This window comes from Virgibacillus sp. Bac332, assembly GCF_003667785.1.
GTDB classification, from domain to species: Bacteria; Bacillota; Bacilli; order Bacillales; family Amphibacillaceae; genus Virgibacillus; species Virgibacillus salarius.
This window is the reverse complement of record NZ_CP033046.1, coordinates 1450169-1470685: the sequence shown is the minus strand read 5'-3', so window position 1 is coordinate 1470685 and position 20517 is coordinate 1450169. Positions and strand designations below refer to the sequence as shown.

At 37.1% G+C, this 20517-nt stretch carries 18 protein-coding genes, 2 pseudogenes, 1 riboswitch and 1 other annotated feature; of the genes and pseudogenes, 3 read left to right on the top strand and 17 right to left on the bottom strand.

What is annotated here, in order from left to right; all coding sequences use genetic code 11:
* Positions 1 to 60 precede the first annotated feature (60 nt).
* From D9782_RS07025 to D9782_RS07015, 4 genes are all read right to left on the bottom strand, one after another.
* Positions 61 to 1572, bottom strand: a complete 1512-nt coding sequence (locus tag D9782_RS07025; RefSeq protein WP_121604383.1) for an FAD-dependent monooxygenase — start codon at positions 1570 to 1572, stop codon at positions 61 to 63.
* A gap of 346 nt (positions 1573 to 1918) precedes the next feature.
* A complete protein-coding gene (locus D9782_RS22770; RefSeq protein WP_162986347.1) occupies positions 1919 to 2092 on the bottom strand; it encodes a hypothetical protein in 174 nt (57 codons plus the stop codon).
* Positions 2093 to 2194: 102 nt separating this feature from the next.
* A complete protein-coding gene (locus tag D9782_RS07020) occupies positions 2195 to 2446 on the bottom strand; it encodes a hypothetical protein (protein ID WP_026683054.1) in 252 nt (83 codons plus the stop codon).
* Between the two features lie 81 nt (positions 2447 to 2527).
* A complete protein-coding gene (locus D9782_RS07015) occupies positions 2528 to 3145 on the bottom strand; it encodes an NUDIX hydrolase (protein WP_121604382.1) in 618 nt (205 codons plus the stop codon).
* 190 nt (positions 3146 to 3335) lie between these two features.
* On the opposite strand from D9782_RS07015, the gene D9782_RS07010 reads away from it, so the two are divergent.
* Entirely contained in the window at positions 3336 to 3659 is a 324-nt protein-coding gene (locus tag D9782_RS07010) for a four-helix bundle copper-binding protein (protein ID WP_026680076.1), read from the top strand.
* 311 nt (positions 3660 to 3970) lie between these two features.
* On the opposite strand, the pseudogene D9782_RS07005 reads toward D9782_RS07010, so the two are convergent.
* Both D9782_RS07005 and D9782_RS07000 read right to left on the bottom strand, forming a co-directional pair.
* Positions 3971 to 4646 (bottom strand): annotated as a pseudogene (locus D9782_RS07005) (response regulator transcription factor).
* On the bottom strand, positions 4621 to 5940 hold the full coding sequence (locus D9782_RS07000; RefSeq protein WP_240455818.1) for a sensor histidine kinase: 1320 nt from the start codon (positions 5938 to 5940) through the stop codon (positions 4621 to 4623). The pseudogene D9782_RS07005 and the gene D9782_RS07000 overlap by 26 nt, the downstream one beginning before the upstream one ends.
* 361 nt (positions 5941 to 6301) lie before the next feature.
* Here D9782_RS07000 and D9782_RS06995 point away from each other — a divergent pair, with 361 nt between their 5' ends.
* Positions 6302 to 6886, top strand: a complete 585-nt coding sequence (locus tag D9782_RS06995; protein WP_026680073.1) for a YdhK family protein — start codon at positions 6302 to 6304, stop codon at positions 6884 to 6886.
* A gap of 86 nt (positions 6887 to 6972) precedes the next feature.
* Here D9782_RS06995 and D9782_RS06990 read toward each other — a convergent pair whose 3' ends face one another.
* From D9782_RS06990 to D9782_RS06965, 6 genes are all read right to left on the bottom strand, one after another.
* Positions 6973 to 7182, bottom strand: coding sequence for a hypothetical protein (locus tag D9782_RS06990; protein WP_026680072.1), 210 nt, complete (start codon positions 7180 to 7182; stop codon positions 6973 to 6975).
* A gap of 121 nt (positions 7183 to 7303) precedes the next feature.
* Positions 7304 to 8536: an MFS transporter gene (locus D9782_RS06985; RefSeq protein WP_026680071.1), complete on the bottom strand. Its 1233-nt coding sequence runs from the start codon at positions 8534 to 8536 to the stop codon at positions 7304 to 7306.
* 142 nt (positions 8537 to 8678) lie between these two features.
* Positions 8679 to 8969: a binding site (T-box leader), on the bottom strand.
* 192 nt (positions 8970 to 9161) lie between these two features.
* Complete coding sequence (locus D9782_RS06980) at positions 9162 to 10517, bottom strand: TrkH family potassium uptake protein (RefSeq protein WP_121604381.1); 1356 nt, start codon at positions 10515 to 10517, stop codon at positions 9162 to 9164.
* A gap of 3 nt (positions 10518 to 10520) precedes the next feature.
* Positions 10521 to 11183 (bottom strand): potassium channel family protein, encoded by a 663-nt coding sequence (locus D9782_RS06975; RefSeq protein WP_121604380.1) that lies wholly within the window; start codon positions 11181 to 11183, stop codon positions 10521 to 10523.
* Between the two features lie 230 nt (positions 11184 to 11413).
* A riboswitch (cyclic di-AMP (ydaO/yuaA leader) is annotated at positions 11414 to 11558 on the bottom strand.
* A gap of 161 nt (positions 11559 to 11719) precedes the next feature.
* The gene (locus D9782_RS06970; protein WP_121605837.1) at positions 11720 to 13837 is read right to left on the bottom strand and encodes a heavy metal translocating P-type ATPase; all 2118 of its coding nucleotides are present in this window, start codon (positions 13835 to 13837) and stop codon (positions 11720 to 11722) included.
* Positions 13806 to 14192 (bottom strand): ArsR/SmtB family transcription factor, encoded by a 387-nt coding sequence (locus D9782_RS06965; protein WP_121604379.1) that lies wholly within the window; start codon positions 14190 to 14192, stop codon positions 13806 to 13808. The genes D9782_RS06970 and D9782_RS06965 overlap by 32 nt, the downstream gene beginning before the upstream one ends.
* Before the next feature lie 156 nt (positions 14193 to 14348).
* On the opposite strand from D9782_RS06965, the gene D9782_RS06960 reads away from it, so the two are divergent.
* A complete protein-coding gene (locus D9782_RS06960) occupies positions 14349 to 14594 on the top strand; it encodes a hypothetical protein (protein WP_026680066.1) in 246 nt (81 codons plus the stop codon).
* On the opposite strand, the pseudogene D9782_RS06955 reads toward D9782_RS06960, so the two are convergent.
* The 5 genes and pseudogenes from D9782_RS06955 to qoxA all read right to left on the bottom strand — a co-directional run bounded on the left by D9782_RS06955 (position 14508) and on the right by qoxA (position 20319).
* Positions 14508 to 16252: pseudogene (locus D9782_RS06955) on the bottom strand (IS1182 family transposase). The gene D9782_RS06960 and the pseudogene D9782_RS06955 sit on opposite strands and share 87 nt — an antisense overlap.
* Before the next feature lie 226 nt (positions 16253 to 16478).
* Positions 16479 to 16763 carry a cytochrome aa3 quinol oxidase subunit IV gene (gene qoxD / locus D9782_RS06950; RefSeq protein ID WP_026680065.1) on the bottom strand — a complete coding sequence of 95 codons (285 nt, stop codon included), beginning with the start codon at positions 16761 to 16763 and terminating at the stop codon, positions 16479 to 16481.
* Positions 16764 to 17360: a cytochrome aa3 quinol oxidase subunit III gene (gene qoxC, locus D9782_RS06945; RefSeq protein WP_026680064.1), complete on the bottom strand. Its 597-nt coding sequence runs from the start codon at positions 17358 to 17360 to the stop codon at positions 16764 to 16766.
* Positions 17353 to 19305 (bottom strand): cytochrome aa3 quinol oxidase subunit I, encoded by a 1953-nt coding sequence (gene qoxB / locus D9782_RS06940; protein WP_026680063.1) that lies wholly within the window; start codon positions 19303 to 19305, stop codon positions 17353 to 17355. The genes qoxC and qoxB overlap by 8 nt, the downstream gene beginning before the upstream one ends.
* 39 nt (positions 19306 to 19344) lie before the next feature.
* Entirely contained in the window at positions 19345 to 20319 is a 975-nt protein-coding gene (gene qoxA / locus D9782_RS06935) for a cytochrome aa3 quinol oxidase subunit II (protein WP_034678523.1), read from the bottom strand.
* Positions 20320 to 20517: the final 198 nt, after the last annotated feature.

The following is a 20517-nucleotide window of genomic DNA, read 5'->3' as shown; positions in this document are numbered from 1 at the left end:
AAAACCATAAAAATAATCCCGCTAAAAAAGCGGGATAACCATGTTTCAAATTATCTTTTGTTACTGCTTGACATGGACCGGAGTAATACCCCAGTTATCAAGGTATTCCTGTAATTGTTGTATATCCTGATAGGAATGAACGAGACCAATATGACCATCCGGACGAAGCAAATACATCGCTTCTTTCTGTAATCCTTTTTGCTCCGCAATTGAATCAAAACTAAAAGTATGAAGAGGTAATCCACGCTTCTTACAAAAATTCAATAATTGAGCAGAAGCTGACCCGTATACGTGAACCTGCCAATCCATGGTTTGTAATGTTTGATAGTTATCTCCAGTAAATGGAAGCCGTTGTCCTGACTCTACTCCCATATACTTGCCACTACTTAGTGGACTTTGAGTGTATTCAATTTGCGTTTGTGAAATAATTTTAAATAGCTGCTCTTTAATACGCATGGAATGATCTACAAGGGGTATAAGCCTTGGGACAATTTGTTTTCGTAATAATCGATTGATAAAACTGCCAGAAACCACACTTGTAAAAGCACGATCCGTGGTATTTACCAAGCGTTCGGCAAAAGCCCTCCGCTCTACTTCATACGAATGAAGTAACTCTTCCTTCGCCTTTCCGTGTACGACAGAAGCAAGCTTCCAGCCGAGATTAACCGCATCGCCAATTCCAGTATTCATTCCCTGACCACCAGCAGGAGAGTGAATATGTGCAGCATCACCGACAAGAAATGCTCTACCCTTAGTAAAATGACTAGCGACCCTATGATGAACGTTATATGTAGAAAACCAATTAACCTGTTTTATGTCCAACTGATAAGCCTCTTCCATGAAGGATACTAGCTTATCAACATCGTCACGACTATTAACAAGCTGTTTTGGAAATATACCAATCGCCCTCGTTGTATTCTTACTACGAACAGGTAAAAGTACAACAAATTCCTCTCCTCTAAAACAAAGCGATATTCGTTGCGAGTCTATCGGTCTACCTGTAGCTTTAATATCCATGACGTAAAATAGCTGTTCGTAAGTTCCCCCAGGAAAATCTGCGTTGATTTGATGCCGAACTGCACTTCCAGCACCGTCACAACCACAGATATAAGCAAATTCTTCTTCCAAAGCATGACCAGCCTGAAGCATTTTTGCTTTTACACATTTTTGATCTTCTTGAAAAGAAAGAAGCTCTGTGTTCCAGTCGACAGTTATACCAAATTCGTTTAGTTTTTCAAGAAGTAGTTTTTCATGCTCATCCTGCGGAAAACTGTATGGAGATGTAAATGGGCTTAACCCTGTTCCTAAACTACCAACATGCATACGAGCTCTTTTTTTCCCATCCACATGTAGCTGCATTTCCTTTATTTTAATACTTTCATTAATGATTACACCGGAAATGCCAAGCTGATTGTAAAACTCTAACGTTCTAGGCATCACGGCCATTGCCCTAGAAGAAGTACCTGGTCCATCTGCTTTGTCAATAATTTTAATTGGAACCCCAAACTTAGTCATACTTAAAGCCAATACAAGTCCTGTTGGACCCGCACCGACAATCAAAACAGGATTCATCTTCGTCTTCCTCCCTTAAAATAGCACCTTATAATCTAGTCATACCTTCACATCCATGTCACCTTGTACCGCTAATAATCAATATAGCTAACGATACATTGAAACTTCAATCAGTGGGGGTTTTGCTGTCCTCAACTGCTTGTTCGTACCACAAGGGTATGACCTAAAGCCTTTGAACCAATCGGACATTTACTGGTAGTCGATCCCCCACTTATCCATATTGGTTTCACTTTATTGCTTGAAGTGGGGCTTACTGCCAATTATATGTGGGATAACCGTCTACATGCTTTAAATCAGGAAGCTCCCATATCGACTCATAACCCTTCCTAAACTTAATGCAGAAGAATTATCTAGAACGTATTCCAATCCAATAAAGTCTAAATCTCTTGGTGCAATAGGCATAAGCCTCTGTACGAATTAAACCTGTTATACCATTCTTAACAGCTAAAAATTGCATTGGAACAAAAATTGCTGATACTAATAAATTTTTGCCAATCTTTTTCCAAAGACCTTGTAGCACAGCAGGAGGTCGTTCAACAAACGATTCAAGCGTTTTCCCTTCCAGCTTCTCTACGACTACGAATTCTCTATTAAACGATTTCCCCTTATGAACAACCCTTGGTCAGGAAGTTAGATTATTTAATGTATTATTTATACGTTCTAAGGAAAATACGTTTCTTGGATCAATCCCAAATATTCTTTTACATTTCCACCCAAAATCATTACTCTGCTCATCTACCATTCTCGTAATACGTACAACCACTGCCTGACGCTTCGTTTGCACAAACGAAACATCACTTGCCTGATCTTCGTAGCTAGGCGTTAATTTAGTAATATATTGAATTGGCTCATGAAATAAGTATTGTAAGTACATCAATTTTCCTTTCTATACAATCCTATTTCGATAGCTGTACTAATTTTTCCTGCTTTGATGCAGAGACATGATTTTAACTACCTACTCTACTATCGCTTGTTTTGTAGGATTACGACTAAATTCAAATAGGGTTTTAACTTGATCTACGGTATTTCGACCGACAGAAAGAACTGGCAGCTGATCCTCTGCGAAAAAGTCTATCCCTTTCGTTTCAATACCAGTACTCTCCTCTCCACCAACAATTTCACAACGAATAAATAGTTTATCATAGTGATAGGGTTGTGGCGGATGAGAGTGCTTATTCATATCTAACAACGCAAGCAATTTTGTTGGCACGACATGATACCCTGATTCTTCCCATATTTCCTTCACAATGTTCTCATTAGGTGATAACCCCACTTCGCAAAAGCCTCCAGGCAGTGACCATTTATCATCCATTTTTTCTCTAACCATTAATATTTTTTCTTCTTTAAATACTGCACCCCTCACATCAAGTTTAGGTGTTTGATATCCTTTTTCATATGCAAATAAGTTCGATAATTGCTGCATCTCTATTTCCGAATAACTCTCTATTATTTCTTTACTTATTTGCTGTAGCTCTTCATAGCGCTCTCGATCATATATATCCTTCGTGAAAGTTAAACCAGCTTGGGATATAGATTGTAATCTTCTTGCCCAATCTAACCATTGGTAACTCATCGGAACCTCTCTCCTCTATTCATCCATTTCCTTTTCTACAGTTTATCAAAATAACAAATCCTTGAAAGGAATTTGTTTATTATATAAGAAGTTGGGCAACGTAAGTGTTAGTGATGAAATAACATGATGAACTTAGCTAGAGAATTTACTGCGATCCATTCTCTAATTTCATCTTTAGGAGGTAAAAATAATGGGGCATGAACAGCATCAGGAGCTTATTCGCGCATTACATGAATGCATGACAGCATGCAATCATTGCTATGACGCCTGCTTGCAGGAGGAAGATATCAAAATGATGACCAACTGTATACGTTTAGATCGAGAATGCGCAGATATTTGCAGCTATCTGGAGCAAGCAATCTGCAGAGGGACACCATTTTCTGCTGCGTTAACCTCTGTCTGTGCAGAAATTTGCGAAGCCTGTGGAAACGAATGCAAAAAGCATGCACACGATCATTGTCAGAGATGTGCAGATGCATGCTTTGCATGTGCGGATGCTTGTAAATCAGCTTAAAGAAGAATGCTAATTTAAAGACAAGAGGCTGGGACAAAACACAACTTCTTTACTCAAAATACGAATTAATCAATAGGAGTATTATCGCTGCACCGTGAAAATATACGCGCTTTCCGCGGCACGGCCTCAGCTAACTTGGTAAAGAAAAACACGTGACCAAGTGGATCTTCGGACACGTGCTTATATCAGGTGCTAAATGAATGATTCTAATCAAAAAACGGACGATAATTAATTCTTTTGTCTCAGTCTCCTACTTCGCTCATTTATCACTTCAAAGTTATATGCTTAGTCCAACTCCTATTTACATCTACTTAATCTTGAACCACCCATTTATAACCTACCCCCCCAAACAGTCTGCAAATAGTCATCTATGGAAAACCCAGCCTGTCTTATTTTTTCACGCATATTGCGCACATGAGAATCAACGGTCCTTCCTTCCGTATCGGAATGATAACCCCAAATTAATTCAATAAATTGCTCCCGTGTAAATACCTTATTAGGGTGTTTCATTAAGTGACCAATCATAAAAAATTCTTTGGGCGTCAGCTTAATCACCTGATTACCATAGCTTAATTCAAACCGTTCCTCTTCCCAGCGTAGACCATCAACCTCTATTACATTTTTTGGTACTGTACGACGTAATAACGCTTCTATTCTAGCTAATAACTCCTGTGCATTAAAGGGCTTTGTTACATAATCATCAGCTCCTAAACGAAGCCCTCTAACAATATCCTCTTGCTGATCTCGTGCAGTTATCATGATAATCGGTATATCAGAAAATTTTCTGATAGATTGGCAAAGCTCCCAACCATCTACCTCAGGCATCATGATGTCCAACAGAATAATATCAAAATTTTCTTTTTCTAAATGCTCTAGTGCCTTTGTAGCATCTTGCGCCTTTGTACAGATATATTTGTGTGGCTTCAAGTACAACGCTAATAAATCCAACATCCTTTGTTCATCATCTATTAAAAGTACATTCTTCAATAACCTCACCCTTTGGTACTTTAATGATTACCTTTGTTCCAACGTCTTGTTCACTGTATATTTGGATGATACCATCATGAGCCTCAACAATTTCTTTGGCAATGGCAAGACCTAATCCACTACCACCATTTTTTCGAGAACGGGATTTTTCAACACGATATAAGCGATCAAACACATAAGGCAAATCCGTTTTCGGTATGCCTTCACCTTGATCACGAACGATAATCTCAATATACCTATCACTGTCCTTTACTTCTAGTTTAATTTCCCCACCTTTTACCGAATACTTGTTGGCATTATCTAAAATATTTAATAGAACTTGCTGAAAGCGATTTGGATCTATGTAGCATGAAATATGATTAGGACAACGTACAAACAGCGCGACATCTTTTTTCTCTAGCACAGGTGTTATGAAGTCGACAATAGATGTTACAAGCTGCTTTAAAAAGACTTTCTCACGCCTTATAGGAAAAGAATGTTGATCCATTTTCGCTAATTCAAATAAATGTTTGATTAAAATAGATAGGTTTTCCGTCTCTTCACGAATAATACTAATATATTCTTTTAAATCAGCATCTGTTAACGCCTGACTATAAACTATATCCGCATACCCTTTCATATACGTTAGTGGTGTCCGTAATTCATGAGAGATGCTTGCTAGGAATTCATTTCTTTCATTCTTCAACCGGTCTAAATCATTGGATAAGCTTGTGATCGCCTGTGCTAATTCACCCAGTTCATCCCTTCTTTCTGTATGTAATCCAATAAAATGATTCCCTTCACTTAGCTGTTCTGTAGCACGCTTTATTTTCATCAATGGCAGTGTAATAAATCGAGAAAGAATAAAAATGGTAATAATCGTTAAAACCACCGTAATGATACCAATAAATAAAAATTGATTACTTAAATGATCTAAGACCCGCTTGACTTGATTGGTATGAGCGAACATAAAAACATGCCCGCGATGCTCTTTATTTATCGTGATGGGACTATCCGTAGCAATAAACTGTCTATCCTTCCATCTTTCTTCAATGACAACACCTTCTGAAGGTATGGAATCATAGTTCGTACGCTCAATAACCTCTGTCATTTCCGACTGAACTGGATCTGAATGAACTAGAATCTTTCCTGCTTCATCAGTAATGATAACGACAAACTCAGATGCAGATTCCATTAACCCAACGTGTTCAAGCGTTGTTGCCTCAAAGTTGTCCTCTAACACTTCACTATGTGTATTACCTCGTGCAAGTAAATTATTGATTATTTCTTCAATACGCTCACCGGCTAAATTCATGTAGAGAATAAAATAGAGCAAGCCTTCTATTATTAAAATGACGAAAAAGAAAAGCATACCTATTTTTAGAGAAAGCTTATTAACCATATTAACCGCCTTTCGAAATCGGTAATAACTGTATCTGTTATACAGTCTCTGTATACTTATTATAATCTATAAATTTTTTCATTATATTACCTCCCCCATATATTAAACACTTCTATTCAGTGTATTAAAAAATTATTGATTTTCTGTGCAGACGAGCTATGCAGCTAATATTTTACATTTTTTGTATATAATATGTCATATAAACTGCAAAAAATCTGCAAATTTACTGGGTAAATTAATAGAGACATATCACTAACAAGAAGGAGGTAGTCTCATGAACAAGCGGAAATGGGGATTGGCAATTGGTATATTTATTGTAGCAATGACACTATCAGCATGTGGAAGTACACAGGAAAATAACGATAGTCTTACTGAAAACGCGGATCCAGAAACGGAATCGGGATCAAGTGAGCACGATCAAATGGAACATTCTAGCTCTGTATACGTACCAAAAGGCTTACAAACAGCTAAAAACCCAACATATGAGGTTGGCAGCAAAGCAATAATTGAAACAGATCATATGGAAGGAATGAAAGGTGCTGAAGCAACCATTTCTGGTGCATATGATACTACTGTATATACCATCACCTATACCCCGACTAATGGCGGAAAAAAAGTAGAGAACCATAAATGGGTGATACATGAGGAGCTAATGAACCCTGGAGCTAAGCGGCTGGAATCTGGATCAGAAGTAAAAGTAGAAGCTTCTCATATGAAAGGAATGGATGGAGCTACTGCCACCATCGATTCAGCTAAAGATACAACTGTATACATGGTTGATTATATATCTAACACAAGTGGTGAAGAAGTTAAAAACCATAAATGGGTAACTGAGGATGAGCTTTCTCCCGCCAGCTAAAGAATCACGTACCTATTAAATAAAATTACCATATGTAAAATAAGATTCAGCAGATAAACAGCTGAATCTTATTTGTTATATTGTTATTAGTTAAACCAAGCCTTATCTAATTGTTGATAATAATCATCCAGTTCCTTCTTTAACCGATAATAGATGATTCTTTCCGAGATATTCAAGACTTCTTCATTACCGTTTGCTTTATCGACTTTAAGCTGATATGGCGTAATTTCTCTTAATAACCGGATAAATCGATAATAATCTGTTGTATCAAAAACGAACTTCATTTGTTTCTCCATTACCATACTCCTTATTTATCAACCAATTCTTTCTTCTATAGTAAAAGGAACATATGGAACTGTTGTGTAATTCATATGGAATTTATGTGGAGATTCTAAAATTTCATTTCATTTCTTTAAACTAACTAATTGCATCCTTATCTAGCTTATAAAATTGTCTTTTTGAGGATTTTAAAACAACAGAGCAAATTATTAACCCAAGTACTAATAAAACGATAGATCCAGTTATCATCACTGGTCGAATTGCAATTAACTCTGCTATCAAACCAAAAGCTCCTGTCAAAAAAATAATAAAAAAAGCTTCTACTATACCAAATATACTACTAAATCTACCCATTAAATCAACTGGTACATTATTTTGATAAAAGGTCATGAAACCTGTGTTAGCAAAAGATAGTGCAAACATGATGACGAAAAAACCTATAGCAGCCATACCATAATTAGTTGAAAAAGCAAAGATAAGATAACCGATGGCAGTGACCAAAACTCCTAAACCTATTAAATAATAATTTTTCACCCAGTTTGCTATTACACTATTCACGATTGAACCAATAATAAATCCGACACCAGCTATACTTACAAGTAAACCATATTCACTCTCACTAAAAGACAACGCATCTGTCGCCAAAGCAGCTTCTAATGAGTCAATAGCAGTCATCAAAACAGTAACCCCACTAAACAGCAAATAAACAGTAACAATGTACATCGATGTCTTACTAAAAGTCACAACTGTTTTCCAATCTGATTTAATCATTTGCCATGATACACTAGCTACCTCTGAGTTATTTTTCGCATCAACATTAGGTAATATTAATAAGATTACTGCTGATAGTAGAAGAAAAACACCATTTAAATGAATAGCTAAAAAAGGTGAACCCAGCAGGAATAGCAATCCAGCTATCGACGGTCCAAGTAAAAATCCACAAGACGAGGTAAAATTTCTTAATGCATTAAAGCGTTGTCGATTCTTTTTAGGAATTAACTTCGTAAAGTAAACCATTGATGTATGACCGAAAATAGAATCTGCAATATTAATGACAAAAACGATTCCATACATAATCCAGAGCTTGGATATAAAGGGAAGTATTAAAATCAATATCCCTCTACATATATCTAAATTAATCATTAGCTTCCGTTTGTTCAGACGATCAATATAACTACCTGCCCAAAAACTTGAAAAAATAGAAGCAATCGGTTTTAGCATATATAGAATTGAAACGGCCAATGGTGAACCTGTCCATTCAAGCACAATTAAATTAAGTGCAATTAAATATATCCAGCCACCAAGATTCGATATACCTATACCTAACAATAGTAATAAAGGATTCCTCCATTCACGCAACGCAACCACCATTTTGAATCCCCCCAGTTTTATTTAAAACAAAAGAAAAGTGGCAGTGCCTCCGCTAGCTTAAAACTTTAAAGAAATTCTAAAATACAGGCACTGTAACTAAACTCTGATGTAAATAAAAAATCTCACCTCCCAAGACAGTCATCTTGGGGGCGAGATTTGGAATCCAAAATCGCGGTGCCACCCCATTTTATTCCTGTGTCGCCACAGAAATCTTATCAAGTACGGCAGCTAAACAATATAGCATGCTGCTTATACTCTATCTCTATAACGGGAGATCCCGTCACACGATCCTTTCCTATAATAAAAAAATAGGAAATTCCCATGCGCAGCTCGGAGCCTTGTTTCAATGGACTCGATACTCCTTCGTTTTCAGCTAAGCGAAAGGTCTCTGTTTAAGCTCTTATCCATCTACTCTTCTCATCATTGCCTTTACATAAAATATTTCTATTATCTTACTGAATTATAGAGGCTTTGTAAATACTTCACGTTAAGAAAATGAATGACTTACAAATTCCTGTCCTTTCATTTTCCTTTCACAAAAAGTGAGTAGCGTTCTCTTCAATTCAAGAAAAACCTTGGTTACTAAATAGAAAAGGATTTTGATTTTCTAACTCTCTTAATAAGCTTAGCCGGTAAACACATCTTCTGCTGGGTAACGAATGGATGATTTCTTTCTTTGTCTAGCGAATACAAATGCCAGCGTTAATGGTCCGATTCGACCAATAAACATCATTATGATAATGACACATTTTCCAAATGATGTTAAATCACCTGTCAACCCCATCGACAAACCTACCGTACCAAAAGCGGAAATGACTTCAAATACAATTACTAGGAACGGTGCTTTCTCCGTAATGCTTAATATAAAAACAGCGACAAAGATTACTAATATACTAATAATCATTATCGATAAAGCACGTAAAATAACATGTGGCTTAATGGTTCGATCAAAAGCCGTTGTCTCATTCTTACCTCTTAAGTAGGACAACGTTGCTAAAATCATTACGATAAAGGTGGTTACCTTAATACCACTGCCTGTTGAACCACTACCAGCTCCAATAAACATGAGCATCATTAACACTAAAATAGATGGTACAGTCATTTCAGCAATATCCAGTGAATTAAAACCTGCCGTTCTTGGAGTAACTGCTTGAAAATAAGATCCCCATAGCTTATCCATTAACGGTAGATTACCAATTGTAGCTGGGTTGGAATACTCTAACACAAATAAAGTAAATAATGCTACGATATTGATGCTCAATGTTCCAACAATCATTAGCTTCGAATGTAAGGATAATTTCTGAAAACCCTTCTTATCCCATATATCCACTAGCACCGTAAATCCAAGTCCTCCTGTGATAAATAGTCCTGTTATAACAACATTAATCATAGGGTCCCCCACAAATGAAGAAAGACTATCAGACCATAAAGAAAAACCTGCATTATTAAAGGCGGATATGCTATGAAAAAGGCTTTGATGTAAACCTTGCTCCCAGCCGAATTCTGGAACCCAACGAATCGTTAGCAAGAGAAAGGCGATAGCCTCAATAGAGATAGAAAATATAAATAATAGCTTCACTAATCGAAGCAGTCCTCCTAGCGATGTTTCATTTAAGCTTAATGATTCCTGTGTTAGCTTTCGTTGATGAAGTCCGACTTTTTTTCGAAGCATCATTAATATTAAAACAGAAAATGTCATTAATCCTAAGCCACCAATTTGCATGAGCGTCATAATAACCAGCTCTCCAAAAATGGTAAAAGCATTTCCGGTATCCACAACGACTAAACCTGTCACAGTAATAGCTGATGTAGCAGTAAACAAGGCATCTAACCAGGATATCGGAACTTCAGTTGCTATTGGCGTTTTTAAAAGTACCGTGCCAATGATGATAAATACCAAGAATCCCAACGCCAGAATTTGCGGTGGACTTAAATGAATAATACTACCTCGCAGCGGATGTAACGAAATGATTTTCCTCATCTTCTACATACCTCTATTTTCAAATCGTTTAATATCATTCTTATGTCCCATTACAACCAATATATCACCTTGATATATGAAATCGTTTGGTAGTGGTGATATATTTACTTCATCTCTTCGCTTTACTGCTAAAATTGTGCAGCCATATTTTTTCCTGACATCAAGCTGTACAATTGTATTATTACTAATTTTTTTAGTAGCTACTAATTCCACAATACTATATTCCTTCGACAGTTCAATATAATCAATTATTTTTTCAGAATCAAGTTGGTGAGCAATCCGCATGGCCATCTCTTTTTCAGGCTGTATAATACGGTCTGCTCCAATCTTTTCTAATACTTTAAAATGTTGTATATTTTGCGCTTTAACCCACACCTGCTTAATCCCCATTTCCTTCAATAACAATGTACATAAAATGCTTGGTTGAATATGCTCGCCTATGGCTACAATCGCAAAATCAAAATTTCGAAGACCAAGTGATTTTAACATTCTTTCATCTGTTGCGTTAGCCACTGCAGCATGAGAAGAAAATTCCTTAAGCGAATCGACAATAGACTCATTTGCATCAATAGCTAATACCTCATGTCCTAATTGATATAATTCTTTGCATACGTTGCTGCCAAATCTCCCTAGACCAATGACTGCAAATTGTTTCCTTTTCAACATTCATCCTTCTTTCTCTATATCCTTTATGTAAAACCCATTCGCTGTCACCTCAAAAGGATGTTCAAAGCTTGATTAAATCAGTTTGTTACTTCATAAGTGCTGAAGAAGCACAAAGCATATACAACATAGATTCTATTTATCATCGCTGTTTGAACATACAATACGTTATCAACGAAAAAAAGACCATTACAAACAGAATGGTCTAAAGGATGACCCTTGGACCTTTCTCCCCAGATTTAACAAAACGCTTACGAGGTTAGCTGTCGGATTAGGGACTGAGAGTATCCCTTCTTAACTAGTAAGATTCACCCCAAGACAGGAATTTATCCTATCAAAAATGGTTCCCCCGCTCAAAGGATTCAGCGAATAAAAGGCATTAGGATATATTAATTTTCCACCTAATATAAATCATAATAGATATGTTATAATCTACGCCGATTATAAGGTGTTGTCAATAGAATTTTTGAATGTCATCGCAATAAAAATTACCGATCATTTAAACTTGAACAACTCAAGAAATCATATAGATGGATTTATTATTTTGCATTCATTAACCGTAATGAATTTAACACAACAATAAGCGTCGCTCCCATATCCGCAAATATCGCAATCCACAGAGTCAACCAGCCTGGAATAACTAAAAGCAATGCAACTAATTTTAAAACGAAAGCGAAGATTATATTTTGTTTAATTATCTTCAACGTTTTTTTGCTTAACGCCATTGTATAGGGAAGCTTATCTAAATCATCCGACATCAACGCAATATCTGCTGTTTCCAATGCTGTATCTGTTCCTGCCCCGCCCATAGCAATACCGATATTAGCTGCTGCTAATGCGGGAGCGTCATTAACACCATCACCTACCATTGCAACACTTCCATATTGCTCACGAACCTGCTTAATCGCTACTAGTTTATCTTGAGGCATAAGTTCTGCTTTTGTCTCTGTTATACCAATTTGTTGAGCAATAGCTTTTCCGGTAGCTTGATTATCACCTGTTAGCATTACCGTACACTTGCCTAATTGAACAAGTCTTTCAATGATGGAAGGACTGTCTTTTCGTATTTGGTCGGCAACAGCGATTAATCCTTCAATCCTCGCTGGTGTTCCAAGTAGCATAACTGTTTTTCCTTCTGATTGGAGTTGTTGGATTTTTTGTTCTGTCTCAACTGGTAGCTTTATCATATCTTTAAATAAAGCTGGACTACCTATTATATATTGCTTACCTTGGACTACTGCTCTTGCCCCTTTTCCAGTAAACGATCGAAAATCAGTTGCATCCCATGTTTCTACCCTTTCTTCCTTCGCCTTACGTATAATCGCTGAAGCAAGCGGATGCTGCGAATATGATTCAATCGCCGCTGCAAATGCAAGCACATCACCATCAGTCATGGCTCCAATTGATACTACTTCTGTTACGACAGGTTTCCCTTCTGTAAGTGTACCAGTCTTATCAAAAGCAATTACTTGGAGTTTACCGGCCTCTTCTAGATGAATACCGCCTTTTATTAAAACACCTTTACGGGCTGCATTACCGATTGCTGTTACAATTGCTACTGGTGTTGATATAACTAATGCACATGGACAACCTACAACAAGGACTGCTAAACCACTGTATATCCATTCTGACCATACCCCTCCAAATAATAATGGAGGTACAATAGCAATTAGCAATGCAATAATAAGAATTACTGGAGTGTAATACCTCGCAAATCGGTCAACAAACTGTTGGGACGGAGCACGCTCTGCTTGTGCCTCCTCCACCAAATGAATAATCTTGGCAATTGTTGTATCTTCTGCAAATTTTGTTACGCGAATTTCCAGCGACCCTTCTTCATTTAATGTACCTGCGAATACTTCCTCTCCAACTGATTTATATACGGGTATCGATTCACCCGTTATAGCAGCTTGATTAATGGATGATTCTCCCGATACTACTTCCCCATCCATAGCAATCTTTTGTCCTGGTTTAATAACCATAATATCACCAATCTGCACATCCTCAACATCTATTTCAATCAAGGAGCCTCCACGTTTAATAGTAGCACGGTTAGGAGCAATATCCATTAGTGATTGAATGGATTTCCTTGCTTTATCCATTGAATATCCTTCTAGCGCTTCACTTAAAGCGAAAAGAAAGACAACAACGGCACCTTCTGCCCACTCCCCAATTATGGCTGCACCAATAATAGCGACTGTCATTAATGTCTTCATATCAAATTGCAGCTTGACAAGATTTTTAAATCCAATTATGAATAAATGATAACCACCGGTTAAAATCGCTACAGCGAACATTCCAACAGTTAAAGGGTTGTTTTCTCCTAGCTGGAAGAACAGTGTATATCCGATAATTGTAAAAAGCAGAGAAAGCATAGAGGCTATATTGTCACGTTTTTTCCAGAACGGCCGTTTGGGTTTCGTTCGTTGTCGCTCTGGGTATAATTTAATCCCATCGAACGCCCCTGCTTTTTCTAATTGCGCAATAGAAGCTGCTCCTTGTACCGTAATTTTGGATGCACCAAAATTAAGCTGCACATCATCTACACTATCAATAGCACGAATATTCTTTTCGAACTTTGCGGCACAATTCGTGCAGGATAAGCCTTCTAAACGATAGACCTGTTTATTCTCCACTTCCAACACCTTCTTTTGCATGCACAGTAGCAATTGTTACTAATTGATGAATATGTTCATCCTCCAACGAATAAAAAACCAACTTTCCTTCTTTCCGATATTTTGCTAATCCCATATTCCGTAATAGCCTTAAATGATGAGAGGCTGTTGCCTTAGTACAGCCTATGATATGAGCAACATCACAAACACATAATTCTTTTTCTAGTGTAAGTGCATACGCAATTTTTAAACGTGTTGCATCAGCAAGTGCTTTAAAAATCTGCTCCACGCCTTCTACTTTATTTATTTTTGGCTGCATTCGATTTACCTTATCCTCATCAAAACAAAACGTTTCACATGTATCATTAGTGGAATTTACACGTTTTTCTGTAACCATTAAGAACACCTCATTCAAATAATCATTTGATTGTTTGACTATAGTGTATGGAAACAATACCTGTTTTGTCAATTATACTTTTTAACAATTTTTCATAAAGTATTTGACAACTTTGTGAACAAGGTGAATAATATAAGTATAAGGAGGATGAGCGAGATGGAAATAAATGAAAAAATGCTAAATGCCGTTAAGTACGTAGGGGCAACTGTATTATTCATTGGAATTGCACTATTTGCATATGGATTTTTCGTAAGCGGATACAGTGTGGTTACCGGCATTGGCATTGGCACAATCATGGGGGCAGTGTTTATCTTTCTAATGGGTATATTCTTCGTAGCAACAGAAGAAGTAATAAAGAAACGAACAAAGAAGATCGAGATTAGTAAATCCTACCATAAATAAAGGGGCTGGGACATAACTAGCCTGGAGAAGTAAAAAAGAGATTCCAGTTATCAAAAAATGATAGCTGGAATCTTTTTTGTTATAATTTAGGCTTGTATTTTGCCTGAAGGCGGTGTACTTTCTTAAATTCACCGCCATAAAGGCGAATCCTAATTCATTTTCCACTTTCGATTTGCCTCTCACTGACATACGAGTGAAACGCAAATTAGCCTTCAAAAATCCGAAGACAGGTTCTACATCTATTTTACGTTTTCCATAGATTTCTCCCGTTTCTTCTTTTGAAAGCTGCTCTCTTATATATGCTTTTTGCTGTTCCCAATGGGCATTGTAGAAAATCTTACGATTTCCTTTTGCTTTGGTACAATGAACGCGTAATGGACATCCCGAACAATCTTCGCATTCATAGACACGAAAGGTTCGTTTAAATCCGGCTTTATCTGTTCGATTCGATAGATATTGAAAAGGTACCTTCTTTCCATTTGGACAAGTAAAAAAGTCTCCGTCTGAATCGTAGTCCCAGTTGGATACATGAAAAGGATTTGTTTTATATTTCTTTTTCTTTTCCATCCGAAGGAATTATAAGTAATCAGTGGCGTTCTTTTTCTATGAAGTACATTACTGTAATTTTGTTCACTACCGTAACCTGCGTCGGCGACAATATGCTCGGGCAATTGAAAGTACCTATCTTCAATACTATCGAGAAAAGGAATAAACGTGCGAGTATCCGTAGGATTTGGAAATACATCGTAGGCTAATGTGTATTGACCTTCGGTCGCAATTTGTACATTATAACCTGCTTTAAGTTGACCATTTTTCATATAGTCATCTTTCATTCGCATAAAAGTGGCATCATGATCTGTCTTAGAATAACTATTGCGATCGCCTAAGATTGCCATATCTTTTTGATATTTGTGTTTACGAGCTTCAAAATCTTGGAATTGTTTACGGTATTGCTTGGGTTCTTTTCGTTCGGAACGAAGTTGTTTGCGTTCTTTTGCTTCTTTGCTTTCTTCGATTGCATTATCATATTTTTCTACTTTTTCATCTAGCTTTTTAACCACTTCACTGAGTTCTTCCTTTGAAAGTTCATCGGAACTTTCCCTTTCTATTTCAGGGATAATTTCTTTTTCCAGTAATTCCTCATACATTTGATTCGACTTCTCTATTAAATCGGTGCTGTATTTTTCAATGGATTTTTTCCATACAAAGGTAAACTTATTGGCATTTGCCTCTATTTTCGTACCATCAATAAAAATAGCCTCTTCTTCAATCGCCTTCGCTTCAACAAGTTGACAACGAAATAAGACAAAACACTGACGTAATAATTCTTTTACTTCGGAATGAACACGAAAACGATTAATGGTACGATAACTTGGTTCATAGCCTTGTGCTAACCACATCATACGTACACTATCTTTAAGTAAGCCTTCTATTTTTCTGCCAGAAAAAACAGACTGTGTATAGGCACATAAGATAATCTTCATCATCATGCGTGGATGGTATGCAGGACAACCTGTTTCACGCAAAAATCCCACAAATGATTCCTCTGGGATATGTTCTACAATATGGTTAACCGCATAGGCGATATCATTTTCTTGTAATTTCATTTCAAAATCTAAAGGCAAAACGACTTGATTCATGGTATAATGTTTAAACATAAAGGATACCTCTTTTCTAAGTTTTTGTGTAGTTACTTTAACTTTATCAGAAGGTATCCTTTTTGCGTATATAAATATTGAAAAAAGTAAAAAAAGTGATACGCCCTAAATTGGCGTACCACTTTTTTCAGTTACTGGGTTTTGTCCCAGCCCCTTTTATAGTTATAACTGATTTTTTAGGCACCTGATCTACCCTAATATGCTCAGGTATCAATAGCCGTTATTCTTATACATAACCCCAAATCATTGCCAATAGCGTACCAAATACCGTAAGTACAGCAATGATAATACCGTAGTACACACTTGTATAAATCGCACCTTTATCTTCAGATTCACCAGCGTGCATAAATACGACTAATTGCAATGCTGCTTGGGCAAATGCGGTAATAAGCAGGATCGTCAACCCAAGAGCAAATGACATATCCAAGATATATACTAACAGCGCGACGCTAGTCAAAATCAACGAGAAAACAAAGCCCATCACATGCTTAATCGGGAATAATTCTTTCATTTACATCATTCCTTTCAAATAAACGAAGCTGAATATAAAAATCCAAACAACGTCTAGGAAATGCCAGTAAAGAGAGAAAATAAATGATTTATTAGCTGTTTCTGGAGTCAGTCCTCGTTTAATCACTTGAATCATTATCATAATTCCCCAAAACAACCCAAATGTTACGTGCGCGCCGTGTGTACCTAATGTCGTTAATAAAATAGATGTGAATGCACTAGTCTGTATACCAGCACCTTCATGGACATAATGAATAAACTCATACACTTCAAAGCTCAAGAAAGCAGCACCAAGTACTAATGTAATGATGAAAAATGTCATCATTGCTTTCTGTCTACCGAGACGCATAGCATGAACACCTAAACCAATTGTAAAACTACTAGTTAATAATAGAAGCGTTTCTGCAAGAACTGGGGAGATTTCAAATATCTCGGCACCTGTTGGTCCAGCTCCTGTACGACCTTCCAACGTAAAATAGGAAGCAAATAGTGTTCCAAACAACATGATTTCTGCTCCAATAAATATCCAGAAACCTAATATATTCATACGTCCTTGCTCTGTACTATATTCAAGCGGTTGCGTGTTATCCTTATTCATTTCTAGCACCCCGCAATTCCGATTCAGTTCTTTCAATTTCCGCAACGGAAATATGATGCCCATGATCTTTCTCAAATGAGCGATGAAGCATACATGCAAATATACCAATCAATGAAACTACCGCTGTAATCCACATGCTAAATACAAAGGCAAATCCAAAGATGAAGAAAAACACACTCATAACAAATGGTACACCACTATTATTAGGCATATGAATTTCTTTATATCCACCTTTAAATAATGTATGACCATTTTTCTTGGAATCCCAGAATGCCTGACTAGAATTTACTTGTGGTGTAATGGCAAAGTTGTACTCAGGTACTGGATTATGTGTTGCCCATTCTAATGAACGTGCATTCCATGGATCATCGCCAATATCTCTTGATGCATAACGTGTACTATAGTAAATATTGTATACAATGAGGATAAACCCAACTGCAAGACCTAAAGCTCCAATGAATGAGAGCATATTCCAAAATCCGAAGCCAGTAGATTCAGAGTACGTGTACATACGACGAGCTTGCCCATCTAATCCAGAAATAAACATTGGGAAGAAGGCAAGGCAAGTTCCGCCAGCAATAAAACCAAACGCCCATCTACCAATTCGTTCATTTAACATAAACCCAAACATCTTCGGCCACCAGTACGTAAGACCAGCAATCATCGCAAAGACAACACCAGGTATAATTACTAAGTGGAAGTGTGCTACTAAAAACATCGTATTATGATATTGATAATCAGCAGCTGACATTCCAAGCATTACACCGGTCACACCACCTATGGTAAAGATCGGAATAAACCCTAACGAATACAACATAGGTACAGTAAACTGAATTTTTCCTTTCCACATGGTTAACAACCAGTTAAAGATCTTAATTCCAGTCGGGATCGCAATAGCCATAGTAGTAATGGAGAAGATACTATTAACCATTGCTCCTTGACCCATTGTAAAGAAATGGTGTACCCATACGACAAAGGAAAGTAAGGAAATAATGACCATGGAAGCGACCATGGAATTGTAACCATATAAATTCCTTCGAGAGAAAGTAGAGATTACCTCACTATAAATACCGAAAGCTGGCAGAATCAAAATATAAACCTCTGGATGTCCCCAAACCCAAAACAGGTTAGCCCAGAGCATATCCATTCCGCCATCTGTCGTTGTAAAGAAATTCGTTGCAAACAAACGATCCATAGTTCCCATCGCTAATGCAACGGTAAGAACTGGGAAGGCAAATACAATAATGACGTTTGTAATTAACCCTGACCATGTAAACATCGGCATTTTCATAAGCGTCATACCAGGTGCACGCATTTTAAGGATCGTCACAATAAAGTTAATACCTGTTATTAACGTACCAAGCCCGGATATTTGCAGAGCTAGCATGTAATAATTTGTCCCGACAGACGGACTTAGCTCATCTCCAGCAAGTGGAAAATAAGACGTCCAACCTGAGCTTGGTGATCCACCAATGACAAAGGAAAGGTTAAATAACATTGCACCCATAAAGTACAGCCAAAAACTAACTGCATTTAATCGAGGAAAAGCAACATCCCTTGCACCAATCTGTAACGGTATAACAAAGTTCATTAATGCAATGATAAATGCCATTGCCATAAAGATAATCATAACGATGCCATGTGTGGTGAATATTTCATTATAATGCTGCGCGTCCAGCAGTGCGTTCTCTGGAACAGCTGTCTGTGCTCGCATCATTAATGCATCTACCCCACCTCTAAATAGCATTAGCAAGGCGGATATTAAATACATAATTCCAATTTTTTTATGGTCAACGGTTGTAATCCATTCCCGCCATAGATACCCCCATTTTTTAAAATAGGTAAGACCAACTACGATTGCTATTGAAGTGAGGACAATAGCAACCATAGCAGCATATATCGCAGGACTTGGATGTGGGATCATAAAACGTTCAAAAAAGTCCATTTTTCTTACTCCTTTCCGGATAACCCGATGTACTAAATCTTAATGATGATCTTCTGTGTGCTCATTTGTCTCATCTGCATGACCGGAATCCGAATTGTGTTGTTCATGTTCATCCTGCTCTACACTAGAATCACCTTCATGTTCACTATGATCATCTTCCGAGGTAGAACCATGATTATGTCCACCATGATGACCTTCTGGCGGAGGCATAAATTCTAGGTGAGTTCCAGTAAATGTTAATTGACCCAGGTGCCCTGGCTCCAGCAATTCATCAAATTTATCTTCAGTAAGTGGGTCTGCAGTTTGTTTAACTTCATCAACCCATTCATCAAATTCTTTTTGAGGCATTGCTTCTACACTAAATGTATTCTCAGCGAATCCTTCACCACTAAAGTTTGCATTTCTACCCATATATTCACCTGGTACATCTGCACCTAAATGAAGGGTAGTAATCATATCAGACATAGCATATTTTTGACCACCAAGTTGTGGTATCCAAAAACTAGTTATCGGCCCATATGAATAGAGTCTAAATTCAAGCGGTCTATCTGTTGGTACATATAGATAATTTACTGTTTCAATGTCCTGTTCAGGATAACTAAAATGCCATTTCCAATCGGATGAAGATGCATATACAACTAAAGGTTCATCATTCTCGTATCCTTCTGGAGTTGCTTCCACTTTGTAGTTACTCTGGACGGAGATAATGGATAAAACAATTACAATTAGTACTGGAATCCCTACTATTAGTGATTCAACAATAATATTTCCTTTAATATACGGTGGTTCATATGAATCTGGTTGTTTAGATGCACGATATTTAAATAGTATATATACTAGCATTGCAAATACTACAATTACGATCACAGCCATAATTGCTATTGATATCCAAATGACATTGGCTTGTGTTTGCGCCTGTGGCCCTTTTGGATCCAAAACTAACAATGGCTCACAACCTGTTAGCACCGCTAATAATGTGAATAGCGATGCTAGTATCGCCCATTTAATCTTCATAAAGAGATACCCTCCCCTGCATGTTGTTGATATGAAATGTATTGAAATATTTTTGTTACATACTTCACAAAATCCATTCATCTATCTTAATACCATATACGGTGAAAAACAATAGAATGTGCTGGTTGTCAGAAAATGTTCACGGAGTTTGGTACAAAAAAATGAACATTAATTGAATAAAATATGTCAATACGTAAA

Bases quoted from the DNA above. Each gene is read 5' to 3' on its own strand.
- D9782_RS07025 (WP_121604383.1), bottom strand. From the start codon at position 1,572: ATGAATCCTGTTTTGATTGTCGGTGCGGGTCCAACAGGACTTGTATTG.
- D9782_RS07020 (WP_026683054.1), bottom strand. From the start codon at position 2,446: ATGTACTTACAATACTTATTTCATGAGCCAATTCAATATATTACTAAA.
- D9782_RS07015 (WP_121604382.1), bottom strand. From the start codon at position 3,145: ATGAGTTACCAATGGTTAGATTGGGCAAGAAGATTACAATCTATATCC.
- D9782_RS07010 (WP_026680076.1), top strand. From the start codon at position 3,336: ATGGGGCATGAACAGCATCAGGAGCTTATTCGCGCATTACATGAATGC.
- D9782_RS07000 (WP_240455818.1), bottom strand. From the start codon at position 5,940: ATGAATTTAGCCGGTGAGCGTATTGAAGAAATAATCAATAATTTACTT.
- D9782_RS06995 (WP_026680073.1), top strand. From the start codon at position 6,302: ATGAACAAGCGGAAATGGGGATTGGCAATTGGTATATTTATTGTAGCA.
- D9782_RS06990 (WP_026680072.1), bottom strand. From the start codon at position 7,182: ATGGAGAAACAAATGAAGTTCGTTTTTGATACAACAGATTATTATCGA.
- D9782_RS06985 (WP_026680071.1), bottom strand. From the start codon at position 8,536: ATGGTGGTTGCGTTGCGTGAATGGAGGAATCCTTTATTACTATTGTTA.
- D9782_RS06980 (WP_121604381.1), bottom strand. From the start codon at position 10,517: ATGAGGAAAATCATTTCGTTACATCCGCTGCGAGGTAGTATTATTCAT.
- D9782_RS06975 (WP_121604380.1), bottom strand. From the start codon at position 11,183: ATGTTGAAAAGGAAACAATTTGCAGTCATTGGTCTAGGGAGATTTGGC.
- D9782_RS06970 (WP_121605837.1), bottom strand. From the start codon at position 13,837: ATGCAAAAGAAGGTGTTGGAAGTGGAGAATAAACAGGTCTATCGTTTA.
- D9782_RS06965 (WP_121604379.1), bottom strand. From the start codon at position 14,192: ATGGTTACAGAAAAACGTGTAAATTCCACTAATGATACATGTGAAACG.
- D9782_RS06960 (WP_026680066.1), top strand. From the start codon at position 14,349: ATGGAAATAAATGAAAAAATGCTAAATGCCGTTAAGTACGTAGGGGCA.
- qoxD (WP_026680065.1), bottom strand. From the start codon at position 16,763: ATGAAAGAATTATTCCCGATTAAGCATGTGATGGGCTTTGTTTTCTCG.
- qoxC (WP_026680064.1), bottom strand. From the start codon at position 17,360: ATGAATAAGGATAACACGCAACCGCTTGAATATAGTACAGAGCAAGGA.
- qoxB (WP_026680063.1), bottom strand. From the start codon at position 19,305: ATGGACTTTTTTGAACGTTTTATGATCCCACATCCAAGTCCTGCGATA.
- qoxA (WP_034678523.1), bottom strand. From the start codon at position 20,319: ATGAAGATTAAATGGGCGATACTAGCATCGCTATTCACATTATTAGCG.